This is a genomic window from Streptomyces sp. NPDC054841 (genome assembly GCF_053611045.1).
On sequence record NZ_JBSGZO010000034.1, the window covers coordinates 24,803 to 38,362 of the forward strand.

Sequence of the window (13,560 nt, forward strand, 5' to 3'; positions counted from 1 at the left end):
CGGCCGGCACCAACAAGGTTCCACCGCCCAGGACCGCCCCCGTGGTGCCGAGCGAGGACGGCGGACGCGTCTTCGCCACCGGTGCCGCGGGTGCGTGGCTCACAGTTGACGGAAGAACGTGGGCGGCTGGGCGGTGACCTCCTGGCCCGCGGCGACCAGCGGCCCGTCGGCACGGTCCGGCCACCCGGGCATCCGGGTCTCGGCGGACACCTCAAGACCCAAGTGCGGGGCCAGGAAGGCTGACCAGCCCGGCATCAGCGGCGCCGACAGCGACGTCACCAGTGCCAGCGCCTCCACATGCGTGACCAGGCGCCGGGCGTACGCGTCCTTCGCGTCGTCGCTGTGCTCCGCGGCGGCCCGCGACCGCGCCAGCGCCGGCAGATCGCCGACGCCACGATCGATGGCGTGGGCGAGGGCGGCGGCCGCGGCCTGCGGCGACAGCGACTCCGCGGCCAGGGTCGACGCGATCTCGTCGGCCAGTCCGTCGAGTACTTCCGTGAGCGGCCCCGTGTACGCCACTGCGGCGGCGACGGCGGGCACGGCGGAGCCGAAGTCCTCACCGAGCAGGTGGAGCACGGATTCGGCCCACCGCTCCGCACCGTCGACGAGGAGCGTCTCGACGGTGTCCGCGAACTCCTTGGCCGCGAAGTTGGTCTGCTCACGCTCCGGGCCGGTCAGACACAGGTGGAAGCGCAGTGCGTCCGCGGAGACCTGACGCAGGAACTTCCCTCCCCACACCGCGTGGTTGCGGCTGGTGGAGAACTTCTCGCCCTCCAGCCGGTAGAACTCGTTCGTCACGACCTGGCTCGGCAGGGTGAGCGTGCCCTGCGCCATCAGCAGAGCGGGCCACAGCACCGCATGGGAGAACGAGCAGTCGAAACCGATGAAGTTGACGATCTTCGTCTCGGGATCGGTCCACTGCCGGCGCCACAGCTCCGGTTCGCCCTCGGCCTCGGTGAGGCAGGCCGTGGCCGCGATGTATCCGAAGATGCCGCTGAACCACGTGTCGAGGATGTGCCCGTCCCACTCGGCGAGCGGCACCGGGATGCCGTAGTCGGCGATCCGGCTGATCGGGGTCAGCGGCAGCTCGCGGCTCAGCAGCGTCTCCAGGTAGGCGGTCAGGCGGGGACGCCATTCGGCCTGCGCCTGGGCCCGCTCGTAGTAGTCGAGGAGCTGCCCGCGGTAGTCCTCCAGCGGGAAGCAGATCCGGTCCAGGGTGCGCAGCTCGGGCTCTTCCCAGCAGCTGGTGCAGCGCGGCGCGGCGAGGCCCGCCGGCTCCTGCGGCAGGCCGCACGCCTCGCAGTAGACGCCGTCGGACGGGTCGCCGCAGAACTGGCACTCGCCGCGTACCTCTGCCTCGTACAGGTGCCGCTCGCAGCCGGCGCAGTAGAAGACCGGCAGGTTCCGGACTACCAGCCGGTCCTGCTCCCACAGCGAGGTGAAGAACTCCTGGACGACGGCGGTGTGGCGGGGGTTGGTCAGCGGGCGGGTGAACCAGTCGTGGTGCATCGCCCCCAGGGACAGCGTCTCCTCCATCCGGTTGCCGAACCGGAACGCCGTCTCGTAGGCGGTGGAGCCGATTTCGGCGGCGCGCCGCGGGACGTAGCAGGAGTGCTCATCGGAGTAGCCGACGTGGCGGACGTGGTGGCCGCGCTGGCGCAGGTGACGGGTGAGGACGTCGGCGCCGAGGAAGGGCCCGGACAGATGCCCCAGGTGCAGGTCGCCGTTGGGGTTGGGCGGGGCGCTGGTGACGATGTAGGTGCTCATGAGGCTGTGGTTCCTTCAGGTATACGGAGGACGTCGCCCTCGGGGCGGTCGGTGTCGTCGGGCAGCAAGGCCAGGGCGCCGGCCTCGGCCGTCGGGGCCTCGATCGGCGGCTGCGGAGGTCGCAGCACGCGAGAAGCGGCTGCCGTGACGCGGGCGTGGGGCGGCAGGTCGTCGAGGACCACGGAGTGCGCGCCGATGCGGGCATCGATGCCGACGGTGACGGGACCCAGCACACTGGCTCCGGTACCGATGATCACGCCGTCCTCGATGACGGGATGCCGACGGGAGCCGGCCGGCCGGCGCAGGTCCTTCCACCAGCCCACCGAGCCGAGCGTGACTTGGTGGTAGAGCATCACGTCGTCGCCGATCCGTACGGTTTCTCCGATGACCACGGCGCTGCCGTGGTCGATGAAGAAGCGGCGGCCGATCTCCGCGCCGGGATGGATCTCGATCCCGCTGACGGACCGCGCGGTCATCGACACCGCGCGTGCCGTGATGCGGTGCCCGTGCCGCCACAGCCAGTGCGCGAAGCGGTAGCTCCACAGGGCGTGGATGTGCGGATACAACAGGGCCTCGCGTCTGCTGCGGGCGGCCGGATCCTTCGACAGGATCGTCTCCAGGTCCTCACGCATCAGGAACAGCACCGACGGCCGTGACTCACGCACCGTGCGCTTCCTGCGTGCCTTTTTCGACTCCCGTCGGCCCGTGGGGCGCTCACATGTGGTCATAGGGCGCCTCCGGCACGATCGGCCGGCCACCGAGGAACCGCTGAGGCCGGTAGGGCTCGAGCAGCTCCTGGGTGGCCTTGCCGATGACCGCACCGCCCTCCGTGATCTCGCGGACGGCCAGCTCCGCCACGGCCGGGGCCAGCTTGAAGCCCCCACCGCTGAAGCCCAGCGCCAGATACAGGCCCTCGGGTCCCGCGGCGCCGACGACGGGCCGTCTGTCGGGGGTGTACCCGTCCAGGCCGGAGCGGGTCCCGACCAGCGGGGCCTTGGCCGCGGCGGGCACCCGGCGGGAGATCGCGGCGACGGCCGCGTCGACCTCCTGCGGCGTCAGCGGGGCCACATCGTGGTCCAGCCGCACGTCCGGGTTGCTCGGCACACCGAAGTAGAACCGGTCCAGGCCTTCGGGCCGGAAGTAGCCGCCCGTGGTGTCGTCGATGCAGGTCGGCACGGACACCGGCGAGCCGCGTCGGCCCGCACCGGGCAGCGAGGCCTGGGCCAGGCCGATACGGCGCGCGGTCACCGGAATCTGAATGCCCAGATGCGCGGCCGGAGCGGACCCCCAGGCCCCGCTGGCCAGGATCACCAGCGGCGACTCGATCAGCCCGATCGAGGTCTGCACGCCGGTGACGGCGCCGCCCCGCTCCACGACCCGTTCCGCCCGCACCCCCTCGGACGGGCTGACGCCCAGGCGGCGGGCCGCCGCGAACAGCGCGCCCGCCGTCGCGGCCGGGTCGGCGTAGCCGCCCTCGGGCTCGTACGCGGCCGCGCCCACCCCCTCAACACTGAGTCCCGGGTACAGCGTGCGGACCTCGTCGGTGCCGATGACCTCGGACCGGCGGTGGCCGGCGACCGCGCCGACCCGCTCGCAGTTCTCCCGCAGGGCCTCCGTGTGCTGCTCGCCGACGAGCATCACGAAACCGGTGCGGCGGTATCCGCAGTCCCCGCCGATGACCTCGGCCCAGTGCTCGAACACGGGCAGGCTGCGCGCAGTGAGCGCGGTGTCCGGGCTCACGGTGTGGTGCAGGCGCAGCAAACCGCCGGAGCGTGACGTCGCTCCCTGGGCGGCGGTGCGTCCCTGATCGCACAGGACGACACGTCCCAGGCCGGAGAGGCCGAGGTGGTAGGCGATGGCAGCTCCGATGACTCCACCGCCGATGACGACGGCGTCCGCCGGCTGCGGGGCGCTCACCGGTCCGTCCCGGTTCCGGCCACTGCATCGGCGATGCCGAACTCGGCCGCCCAGTACGCGCGTTCGGCGGCGACCGCGTCCGCGCCGCCCCACCAGATGCTGACGAACCGCAGCCGGGTGCTGCCGTCGTTGGTCAGGTCGTGATCGAGGAACGGCGTGATGAACACGGTGTCGCCCGCGCCCACCCGGCGCGTCTCCTCGCCGATGCGCATGACGCCGCTGCCTTCGGTGATGAAGAACATCTCATTCTCGTCGTGCGAGTGCGCGGTCGAGGTGTCGCCGGGCGCCACATCGACCCAGGCTCCGCCCCAGAAGGGCTCCTTGACCGCCCCGTCCCACGGGAAGATCCGCCGGCCGCTGACGTTGTACTCCGCCTCGAACGTCATGTCCTCGGGGCGGGTGGTGAATACGTGCATGGTGTCTCCGTTTCGAAGCGGCGTGCGTCAGACGGTGGCCGGCTGCGGCGACAGCGGCCGGCGGTCGAGGACGCGGCGCAGGTCCCGGTGGATGGTGTCGGCCTTGTCACACATCTGGCTGAAGGACGTGGCACTGCCGATGCCGTGCCGCCACTCCGTCATGCCGTCGAGGTAGATCCCGACTTCGCAGTCGGCGGTGGTCTCGGCGCGAAACGCCCGGGTGACGTTCACGCGGCCCTCCCCGTCTCGCCGGAGGTAGGCCGTGAACGGCTCCAGCTGGGAGGGAAGCTTCGGCTCCCGGTAGCCGGTGCAGAGGATCACCGCGTCCACGTCGAGCGTGCCCGTCGCACCGGTGAAGACCTCCGTGGTGGTCAGGCGCACCCCGGAATCGGTGACGTCCACCCGCGTGACGTCGGTACGCCGGTGCATGTGCAGGCGGTGGACGCCGGTCAGCCGGTCCTGGTAGACCGCCTGGTACAGGGCGGTGGACACGTCGGGATCGACGGCCGAGTAGTTCGTGGCACGTGACTGGTCGAGGGCCTTCTCCCGCACGGCGCCGTCCAGCGAGTAGAAGTAGTCGGTCGACTCGGGGAAGTAGACCTCGTTGCTGAAGTGGCCCAGCTCGTACATCTTGAAGCCGCCGTGCCGCACGAGCGAGTGGATCTGCGCGCCCGGATCCTCGCCGGACAGATGCAGCACGATCTCGCCGGCGGTCTGCCCGGCGCCGATGACCGCGAACCGCTTCGGCTCCCGGTCCGAGCCGCGCAGGGCGGCCATGCGGGGCAGGTACTGCGCTGCATGGAAGACACGCTCACCGACGGCGTCGGCGAAGACCGCCGGCACGTGGGGCCGGTGCCCGGTGGCGAGGGCCACGTTGCGCCCGTAGTGCTCGTGCACGCTGCCGTCGCGGGGGTCGCGGCTGACCACTCGCGCGGTCCGCACCACGCCGTCGGCGTCCGCGACCGGCTCGATCAGCAGGACCTCGCGGTGGTACTCCGCGGGCGTCCTGACCTGCTCGGCGGCCCACTGCACGTACTCCGACCACTCGAGCCGGCTCACATAGCCGCCCAGCAGCGTGAACGGGTAGAAACGGCCGCTCTGCTGAAGGAAGTTGGGGAAGGTGAAGCGCGAGCGCGGATCGCGCGGGGTGGCCAGATCGCGCAGGAAGTGATGCTGGATGTCGGTGCCGGGCAGCACCTGGTGGGGCTGCCACGCGGAGGTGGCGGCACGCTCCAGGTACGCGGCACGCAGCGCGGGTGTCTCCGGATGGGCGTCGTCGTGGTCCTCGACGGCCGCGGCCAGGGCGATGCCGGACGGGCCGAAGCCGGCCACCACGATGTCATTGATCTGCACGGTGAGTACCTCTGTCGGAAGTCGCGTCGGCGGCGGGCGGATCAAGCCGCGACGGGCGCCGGCGCGTCGACGTCGGCGAGGGCCGCGGAGGCGGCGCTCAGGCGGGTGGCGAGAGCGTCGGACAGCGTCCCGGCGCGCAGCGACAGGAGGCTGAAGGATCCGGCGTCGCCGATGCCGTGGCTCGACTCGCACAGACCGTTCAGGAACAGCGGGGGCAGCGTCTCGCCCTCGCGCGGGGCGAGCGCGTAGTCGTATCCGACCCGCAGGCGGCCGTCGTCCTCGGTGGCCAGCCGGTCGTGCAGCGGCTTGAGCAGGGCCGGGCAGAGCTCCTCGTGGGCGCCGGGGCCCAGGTTGCGGAAGCCGGTGGCCAGGACCGCGAAGTCGACGCTGTCCGCGGTGGACTCGCCCGTGATCAGTTCGGTGAAGTCGAGGCGGACCTTGTCTCCGGTGACGGCCACCTTCGTGGCCTGGTGATTGCCGCGGACGAAGACCCGCTGATCGCCGTCGAGCTCCTGCTCGTAGATGGTCGTGTACAGCTCCTCCAGCACGTCGCCGTCGGCCGAGGAGTAGTTGGTCGGCTGCATGTACCGGTCCAGGGCGCGGCGGTTCTCGGCCGAGGCGTTGAAGTAGTAGCGCGTGAACTCGGGGAAGTAGCCCTCTTCGCTGAAGGGGCTGGTGTCCTTCTGCCGCAGCGAGTGCGAGCGGCTGTAGGTGACCACCCGCGTCCGCGGGAAGCGGCGGTGCAGGTCGAGAACGAGTTCCACGGCGCTCTGGCTGCCGCCGATGACCGCGACGGCCTCCGGGGCGCCGCCGGCGGTGAGCTGCTCCAGGCGCGGCAGGTACTGAGTGAGGTGGAACACCCGCGAACCGAGGGCAGTGTCGTACGGCTCCGGGATGTACGGGGTACGGCCGGGAGCGACCACGAGCGTGCGTCCCAGGTAACGGTCGCCGCGCTCGGTGAGCACCTCGTACAGCCGCTCGCCGTACTGCTCCACCGTCCGGATGGAGGCGGCGCGCTGGTCGCAGTCGACCTGGTGCGAGAAGAACGAGGCGGCCCAGCGTATGTAGCCGGCGTACTCCTTGCGCAGCGGGAACGGCACGGGCTGGTTCAGGTGACGCAGCAGCCTGCCCTGCTCGTGCAGGTAGTTCAGCCAGCTGTAACGGCTGCGCGGGTTGCGCAGGGTCACGAGGTCGCGGCTGGGGTGGTTCTGGATGTCGGACCCGTCGAGCAGCATGCCGGGCTGCCACTCGGGGGTGGGGCGGGCCTCCAGGAAGCGGGCCGTCAGATGCGGGTACCGCTCTTCGAGCGCGATGGCGAGGGCGATGTTGGCGGGGCCGAAGCCGATGCCGAGGATGTCATGGACGGGAGTGCTGGTGGTCACGCGAGCCTCCGAGGGGCGAGCAGGTGTGATGCCGGGCCGAGTACGGGAATGCGACAGGGCGCGGGTCAGCGCTTCGCCTCGGCGGCGGGCGGTGCGGGCGTCGCGCACACCAGCAGGCAGGCACAGCCCGCCAGGGCGGCGCTGGCCAGGGTGGCGGCGGTGTAGTTGCCCGTCAGGTCGGCGAGGCTGGCACCGGCCTGGCTGCCGATCGCGGTGCCGGCCGCGTGGATGGCCCAGACGAGACCCATGGCGGTACCGCGGATGGAGACGGGCAGGGACTTCGCGGCCCACATGGTGGTGGCCACCACCGTGGCCAGGTAGCTGATGCCGAAGACGACGCCGAAGGCCATGGCGGGGACGGGTTCGGCCGAGACGCTCACCAGGAGCATCGCGCCACCGCGCAGGGCGTAGGCCGCGATGAGTACCGACTTGATCAGACCGCGGTCGCACAGCCAGCCGGCGAGGAGGCCGCCGGCGACCTCGAAGACGCCCAGCAGAACCAGAGCCGTCGAACTGGTCGAGTGGCTGCCGCCGTGGTCGTGCACCATCGGCACGAAGTGCACGTCGATGAAGGCCATCGTGACACCGCACGAGAAGAACGCCAGCGCCAGGGCACGCAGTTCACGAGCGGCGACGGCCTTGCGCAGCCGCTCGACGAAGGACACCGGCCGCGCGGGCTCAGGTGCGGTGTCGGCCACGGCGGGCGCGTCCTGCGACGCGCTGGTGACCTTGGACGCCTGGCGGGCGGTCAGCATCGCGAGCGGAGCCAGGACCAGGAGGAACACCAGTCCCGTGACGAGCAGCACCGATTCCCAGGACGCCTTGGTGTCCAGCCAGGACCACAGCGGCACCAGCACGATGAACCCGACGGCCGCGCCGTTGGTGAGCAGGGCGTACAGCAGGCCCTTGCGTCCGTCACGGAACAGCTCGTCGACCAGGACGCCGAGCGGCACGAACGACAGCATGGCGAAGGCGAACGCCGCCACGATGCCGTAGACGGTGACGAACAGCCACAGCTCCCCGGACAGCGCACAGCCGATGAACGCGACGCCCGCCAGAGCGGTGCCGAGGGCGAGCGTCGCCGCACCCCCGATGCGGTCGGCCAGGCCGCCGACCAGCGGTGAGGCCACCGCGGTGGCGATGGCGAAAAGGGTCGTCGCCGTGGCCAGAGCACCACGCGAGCTGTCGAAGGAGTCGGCGATCGGCAGGAAGTACACCTGCAAGGTGTTCTTCAGCGCCGAGCCCGCGAGGGAGAGGAGGAAGGCCGCCGTGGCGAGAACGATCAGCAGGATCCGGGTGCGTGCCTGATTCGAGGTCGGCGACGGCCTGGTTGCCGTGGTGGTCATGTCAGTTCCTGGGGTCGAGGTGGTGGGGTCCCGTGTACGTGGGCCGGCCGGATCAGGCGTGCACCGCACCGGCGGGCTGCGCGGCGTTGCGGGCGTTGCGCAGCCGGTAGGGGCTGCCGTCCGCGGTGAATGGCTTGATGAAGTCGAAGGCTTCCGGCGACGGACCGCGGTCGTTGAGGAGTTCCAGCCGGTCGCAGGCCTCCTGCCAGGTCGGTACGGTGCCCTCCGGAACCCACCAGGCCGCGTACAGCCGGTAGGGAAGGTGCACGAACCACTCGCGGCGGTTGCGCAGCGCGTGCAGGTGCACGTCCGAGTAGGCGTAGGCGTGCACCGACTCCAGGTCCTCCCAGACCGAGAGGGTGGAGGCGCGGCTGTCGGTGTCGTCCTCGCGGCCGCCGGTGTAGAAGGACGGAACGGCGAACATGCCCCACTCCCCGTAGTCCCGGCCGAAGTTGGTCCACTCCGTGGTCACCGTGTCCACGGCGGTGGCCCGCGCGACGAATCCGGGGCTGGTCTCGGAGGCGCCGAAGACGATGGGCTCCAGCTCGTTGAACGTCTCGTTGTCCACATGCGCGTAGGGCTGCTTGAGCACGGCGAAAGTGGTGAAGGCGACGTAATGCTTCATGACGGGACTCCAGCAGGCAGAGGGCAGGGGCACGCGAAAGAGAGCAGGCGGAGGCCGGCATCCGAGGGTGCCGGGAGGGAAGGCGCGGACGTTCACATGCCGGCTTCCGGTCTGCCGCGATCTCCCTGACGGAATCTCCGTGTTCACGGCGACGGGCATCAGTCTTGCCGGAGCGAGACAGCCGTGTCACCCGTGAGGGGCGGCACACAAGTGTCATGGCAAGAGCATGCCTCGCCCGGGCAACGCCGCTGGTAGGGCCGTTTCGAGTGCGATATCGGGCGGTGGGTCCCGGGACGCGGGCGGGCCGTCGCTCCCGACGGCCCGATCGGCGTGGACTTCTAGGGCGTGTTGCGAAAGTAGCGCCGTCCGCCCGGAGGGCGGGGCCCGCGGCGTTCGGTGCGTGCGATCGCAAGGCGGTGGGGGCCCCTCCCAGCGGTAGCTGGGAGAGATCATCCTCGTACTGGACGTACTTGGATGAGTCCGACAACGCAGCGTGGGGGCACCTCCCGTGCCCACAGGGCTACGGGGGAGTGCGTGCCAGGCGTCGCGGGCCAGGCGGGACTTTCGCAACACGCCCTAGAGCAGGCCGCGTTCCATGGCCTTCTGGCCGAGCTGGAACCGGCTACGCGCGTCGAGCTGCTCCATGAGGTCGGAGATGAGCCGGCGCTCGGTACGCAGGGAGACCCCCATCTTCCGCGCGGCCGCCTCGTCGGTGTAGCCCTGCGCGAGGAGACGCAGCAGCTCGCGGGGGAGCGAGCCGGGGTCATCGAGGTCACGGCGCGGCGTCTCACCGAAAGGAGCGGCCGTGGCCCATACCGCCTCGAAGAGGGCCAGGAAGGCGGCGACGGCGCCCGGTTCGCGGATGACCGCCGCTCCCCGGGAGCTGTCGTGCGGGTCGAGAGGCACCATCGCGACCTCCCCGTCGACGATGTACATCCGCATCGGCAGCACCGGCACGACACGGACCTCGTTGCGCAGGGAGATCAGCCACCGGACGTGCTCGACGCTCTCCGGGTCGTTGCGCAGACTCTCCAGGAAGATCGTCCTGTCGGTGATGCCCCGCTCGGCCAGCGCCTCGGCCAACGGGCGGCTGGCCGCGCGGTTCTCCGGCGTCTGCGGGCCGCCCGGGGAGAAGCCGCAGGTCTCACGGCGGGCCGAGGCCGCCAGCTCCCCGATGTGCCGCCGGACCGCTTCCAGGCCCACCAGTCGTTCCACCGCGTACTTCTCCGACTCGCTGCTGCTCGCGGTGTACTCGGCGATCATCTGCGACGCGGCCACCCGGCTCGCGGTCAGCTCCTCCTGCCGGCGCGCGACCTCGGCCTGCTGACGTGCGTAGAGCGAGTCCAGCGCGAGCTGCGGGCTGATGACCCGCAGCCGCCCACCGCCCGGCTCCGGGTCCTGGAGAAGCGAGAAGTCGGCCAACTGGTCAATGGCGGCCCTGACTCTGTGCTCATTCCAATCAAGTACCTCGGCGAGCTCCGCCACCCCGTGGTCGGGATGGGCGAGCATCATTCGATACACATTATTCGCATCTGTCGTAAGCCCCAGGGCTGTAAACACCTGTCGTTCCCCCTTCACTGGGGAAAGATCAACACGACAGGTAGCTGCCAGGCAACATCCTGTCCAGAATCCGGGTACCGAACGAGGCGACAGGTCCCCAAGAGTGGACGCATGCGCTTCATCCCCTTCCGCCTCAACGGAACCGATGCGCCCGTGGATCCCGTCGAGGCCCGACTGATCACCAGTGCGCTGGAGCGGAGCCTCGACGAAGCGCCGTGGGCCGAGCATCGCCGCGTGCATGTCTCCCGCGCCGGCCTCCTCGGCGTGGTCCTGTGCCGTGCGCGGCAGGAGGCGCAGGCCCGCGACGGACTGCTGGCCCTCCTCACGGCGGCCACGCAGAGCGCGGCCGAGCCCGAAGGGTGGCAGCCCGAGCTCTGACCCGGGACGGACGAACGCGGCACAGATGTGTCAGCTGCGGTTTGTGCCAGCGCGGAAGCAGGACACCGACGCTCCGGACGTGAATCATGGAATGTGTCGCCGGACGGATCGCCTCGGCGAAACCCCGCGATACGCAATTCCCTTTGCCACAGTTTCTGTGGTCATCCATGCCCGGAGGAGTACAGGTGCGCTCTTTTGTTGCTGCTTTCTCGGTTTTCGCCGCCGCGATATTGGCTTTTGCGGTTGCCTCTCCCGGTGACACCGGCACTCCGGAGTCCGCCTCCCGCTCCGTCGCCGCCGGCGGTGTTCTGCCGCCGCAGCCCGATCCGGGCTGGCAGAGCACGACGGGGATCTCCGAAGACCCGGGCTGGCAGCGATGACGGCTCTGCAACTGGCCGCCCTGGGCATCGACCAGGAGGCGACCCGCGTCTACCACGCACTTCTCGATCTGAACGGCTCGACTCACGCCGAACTCGTCCTGCGCCTCGAACTCCCCGGCGACCACATCGACACGGCGGTCCTCGCGTTGGCCGAAGCCTCACTCGTACGTATCGTCGCCTCCACATCGGGGCGCCCCGAAGACCGCCAGATCTGTCCGGTCAATCCACGCGTCGGACTCACCGCGGCACTCGCCCGCCGACGCGAACACATCCTGGCGGCTCAGGCGGAGTTCGAGCAGCTGGAGGTCAATGTCGCGGCGCTCATCTCGGTTCACGAATCCCTCACCGGACGCAGCCCCAACCTGGCCATGGAATTCCTGGAGGAACCGGCGGCCGCGACGGTACGCATCCGGGATCTCGTCCAGAGCTCCCGGGTCGGCATCTCCGTCATCACCCCGGAACCGGGCGGAATGTTCGACGGACTTCTCGAGGACCAGGCGAAAGCGGCGCTCCGGCGCGGAGTGCGCCTGCGCCAGATCCACCTCGGCAGCATCGGCAACCGGCCGGCGCAGTATGCGGAGGCGTCCCGGCTGGTCGGCGCCGGGGCCCGGACGCGGACCGCGCCCACCATCCCGGTCCAGTTGATGATCTTCGACGGCACCACCGCCGTGCTGCCGCACGTCCCCAAGGATCCCGACGCGGGCGCCGTGGTGATCAGCCACCAGGGGACGGTGGCGAGCCTCGACACGCTCTTCGACCGCTACTGGCTCGGAAGCGAGGACCTCGGATGCGTCCCCGGTGTCGACGAGCACGGCCTGACCGCGGTGGAGCGCGAGCTCCTGCGGCAACTCTCCGACGGTGCCACCGACGAAACCGCTTCTCGCCGCATGGGCGTCTCCGTGCGCACCGTACGCCGGATCACGGCTCAGCTCATGACGCGTCTCGACGCCAAGAGCCGATTCCAGGCCGGCTGCCGTGCCGTGGCCCGCGGCTGGATGTAGCGGCCGCCGGCCTCACGGCATCAGGACCACACACCTCGCAGCGGCACCCGCGATCACGGGGGCACGTACGCATCAGCGACACCTGGAGCAAGCCATGACCATCACCCAGCCCGACCTCGGCACCCACCCCGACCTCAGCGTCTTCGAGACCCTGGAGTCGGAGGTCCGCGGATACTGCCGCAGCTGGCCCACCGTCTTCACCCGGGCCCTGGGCAGCCGCATGTACGACGAGGGAGGTCGCGAGTACCTGGACTTCTTCGCCGGCGCCGGCTCACTCAACTACGGCCACAACAATCCCGTCCTCAAACGGGCCCTGCTCGACTATCTGCAGCAGGACGGGGTCACCCACGGCCTGGACATGTCGACCGCCGCCAAGCGGACCTTCCTGGAAACGTTCCGCGATGTGCTGCTGCGCCCGCGCGGCCTTCCCTACAAGGTCATGTTCACCGGACCGACCGGCACCAACGCGGTCGAAGCCGCGCTGAAGCTGGCCCGCAAGGTCAAGGGGCGCGAGTCGATCGTCTCGTTCACCAACGCCTTCCACGGCATGTCGCTCGGCTCGCTCGCCGTGACCGGCAACGCCTTCAAGCGGGCGGGTGCGGGCGTTCCGCTGGTGCACACCACCCCGATACCGTTCGACGGCTATCTGGGCGGCGGCGAACCGGACTTCTCGTGGTTCGAGCGCATGCTGGCCGACAAGGGCTCCGGCCTGAACCAGCCCGCCGCGGTGATCGTCGAGACGGTCCAGGGCGAGGGCGGCATCAACGTGGCGCGCGCCGAGTGGCTGCGCCGGCTCTCCGACGTCTGCAAGCGCCGGGACATGCTGCTGATCGTCGACGACATCCAGATGGGCTGCGGCCGCACCGGCGCGTTCTTCTCCTTCGAGGAGGCGGGCATCGTGCCGGACATCGTCACGGTGTCGAAGTCCATCAGCGGATACGGACTGCCCATGGCTCTGTGCCTGTTCAAGCCGGAGCTGGACGTCTGGGAGCCGGGGGAGCACAACGGCACCTTCCGCGGCAACAACCCGGCGTTCGTCACCGCGGCGGCCGCGCTCGACGCCTACTGGACCGACGGTGAGCTGGAGAAGCAGACCCTGGCCCGGGGCGAGCAGGTGGAGTGGGCGCTGCGGGCGATCGCCGTCGAGCACGCGCAGGAAGTCGCCGATCTGCGCGGCCGGGGCCTGGTCTGGGGTCTGGAATTCCACGACAAGGGCCGCGCGGACCGCGTCGCCCGCCGTGCCTTCGAACTCGGTCTGCTGATCGAGACCTCCGGCCCGGAGAGCGAGGTCGTGAAGCTGCTGCCGGCGCTCACCATCACCCCCGACGAGCTCGACGAGGGCCTGCGCATTCTCAGCAGGGCCGTCCGCGAGACGTCCTGACGTCTCCCCCACCGTGCCGCCACCAAGGCCCGGCCTCATCGCTCCGATGAGGCC

General features: G+C 70.4%; 12 protein-coding genes. 3 read left to right on the forward strand and 9 right to left on the reverse strand.

The window, feature by feature from the left end; translation table 11 throughout:
* Positions 1–99: 99 nt before the first annotated feature.
* The 9 genes from ACWGI8_RS07830 to ACWGI8_RS07870 form a co-directional block, all read right to left on the reverse strand.
* Positions 100–1,767 (reverse strand): class I tRNA ligase family protein, encoded by a 1,668-nt coding sequence (locus ACWGI8_RS07830; RefSeq protein ID WP_453659231.1) that lies wholly within the window; start codon positions 1,765–1,767, stop codon positions 100–102.
* Positions 1,764–2,432: a serine O-acetyltransferase EpsC gene (gene epsC, locus ACWGI8_RS07835; RefSeq protein WP_453659232.1), complete on the reverse strand. Its 669-nt coding sequence runs from the start codon at positions 2,430–2,432 to the stop codon at positions 1,764–1,766. The genes ACWGI8_RS07830 and epsC overlap by 4 nt, the downstream gene beginning before the upstream one ends.
* Before the next feature lie 49 nt (positions 2,433–2,481).
* Complete coding sequence (locus ACWGI8_RS07840; RefSeq protein WP_453659233.1) at positions 2,482–3,684, reverse strand: NAD(P)/FAD-dependent oxidoreductase; 1,203 nt, start codon at positions 3,682–3,684, stop codon at positions 2,482–2,484.
* The gene (locus tag ACWGI8_RS07845; RefSeq protein WP_453659234.1) at positions 3,681–4,100 is read right to left on the reverse strand and encodes a cupin domain-containing protein; all 420 of its coding nucleotides are present in this window, start codon (positions 4,098–4,100) and stop codon (positions 3,681–3,683) included. Before ACWGI8_RS07845 ends, ACWGI8_RS07840 begins: the two co-directional genes overlap by 4 nt.
* 27 nt (positions 4,101–4,127) lie before the next feature.
* Positions 4,128–5,453 (reverse strand): SidA/IucD/PvdA family monooxygenase, encoded by a 1,326-nt coding sequence (locus ACWGI8_RS07850; RefSeq protein ID WP_453659235.1) that lies wholly within the window; start codon positions 5,451–5,453, stop codon positions 4,128–4,130.
* 41 nt (positions 5,454–5,494) lie between these two features.
* A complete protein-coding gene (locus tag ACWGI8_RS07855) occupies positions 5,495–6,835 on the reverse strand; it encodes a SidA/IucD/PvdA family monooxygenase (protein WP_453659236.1) in 1,341 nt (446 codons plus the stop codon).
* Positions 6,836–6,900: 65 nt separating this feature from the next.
* Positions 6,901–8,181, reverse strand: a complete 1,281-nt coding sequence (locus ACWGI8_RS07860) for an MFS transporter (protein ID WP_453659237.1) — start codon at positions 8,179–8,181, stop codon at positions 6,901–6,903.
* Between the two features lie 52 nt (positions 8,182–8,233).
* A complete protein-coding gene (locus tag ACWGI8_RS07865) occupies positions 8,234–8,806 on the reverse strand; it encodes a DUF3291 domain-containing protein (RefSeq protein ID WP_453659238.1) in 573 nt (190 codons plus the stop codon).
* Positions 8,807–9,382: 576 nt separating this feature from the next.
* Entirely contained in the window at positions 9,383–10,318 is a 936-nt protein-coding gene (locus ACWGI8_RS07870; protein ID WP_453659239.1) for a helix-turn-helix transcriptional regulator, read from the reverse strand.
* A gap of 159 nt (positions 10,319–10,477) precedes the next feature.
* Here ACWGI8_RS07870 and ACWGI8_RS07875 point away from each other — a divergent pair, with 159 nt between their 5' ends.
* The 3 genes from ACWGI8_RS07875 to ectB all read left to right on the forward strand — a co-directional run bounded on the left by ACWGI8_RS07875 (position 10,478) and on the right by ectB (position 13,506).
* The gene (locus ACWGI8_RS07875) at positions 10,478–10,744 is read left to right on the forward strand and encodes a hypothetical protein (protein ID WP_453659240.1); all 267 of its coding nucleotides are present in this window, start codon (positions 10,478–10,480) and stop codon (positions 10,742–10,744) included.
* Between the two features lie 376 nt (positions 10,745–11,120).
* Positions 11,121–12,125 carry a LuxR C-terminal-related transcriptional regulator gene (locus tag ACWGI8_RS07880; RefSeq protein WP_453659241.1) on the forward strand — a complete coding sequence of 335 codons (1,005 nt, stop codon included), beginning with the start codon at positions 11,121–11,123 and terminating at the stop codon, positions 12,123–12,125.
* 94 nt (positions 12,126–12,219) lie between these two features.
* Entirely contained in the window at positions 12,220–13,506 is a 1,287-nt protein-coding gene (gene ectB, locus ACWGI8_RS07885) for a diaminobutyrate--2-oxoglutarate transaminase (RefSeq protein WP_453659242.1), read from the forward strand.
* The last annotated feature ends 54 nt before the right edge of the window (positions 13,507–13,560 follow it).

Excerpts from the sequence above, each read along its gene's own strand:
- ACWGI8_RS07830 (WP_453659231.1), bottom strand. The coding sequence starts at position 1,767 with ATGAGCACCTACATCGTCACCAGCGCCCCGCCCAACCCCAACGGCGAC.
- ACWGI8_RS07845 (WP_453659234.1), bottom strand. The coding sequence starts at position 4,100 with ATGCACGTATTCACCACCCGCCCCGAGGACATGACGTTCGAGGCGGAG.
- ACWGI8_RS07860 (WP_453659237.1), bottom strand. The coding sequence starts at position 8,181 with ATGACCACCACGGCAACCAGGCCGTCGCCGACCTCGAATCAGGCACGC.
- ACWGI8_RS07865 (WP_453659238.1), bottom strand. The coding sequence starts at position 8,806 with ATGAAGCATTACGTCGCCTTCACCACTTTCGCCGTGCTCAAGCAGCCC.
- ACWGI8_RS07870 (WP_453659239.1), bottom strand. The coding sequence starts at position 10,318 with ATGATGCTCGCCCATCCCGACCACGGGGTGGCGGAGCTCGCCGAGGTA.
- ACWGI8_RS07875 (WP_453659240.1), top strand. The coding sequence starts at position 10,478 with ATGCGCTTCATCCCCTTCCGCCTCAACGGAACCGATGCGCCCGTGGAT.
- ACWGI8_RS07880 (WP_453659241.1), top strand. The coding sequence starts at position 11,121 with ATGACGGCTCTGCAACTGGCCGCCCTGGGCATCGACCAGGAGGCGACC.
- ectB (WP_453659242.1), top strand. The coding sequence starts at position 12,220 with ATGACCATCACCCAGCCCGACCTCGGCACCCACCCCGACCTCAGCGTC.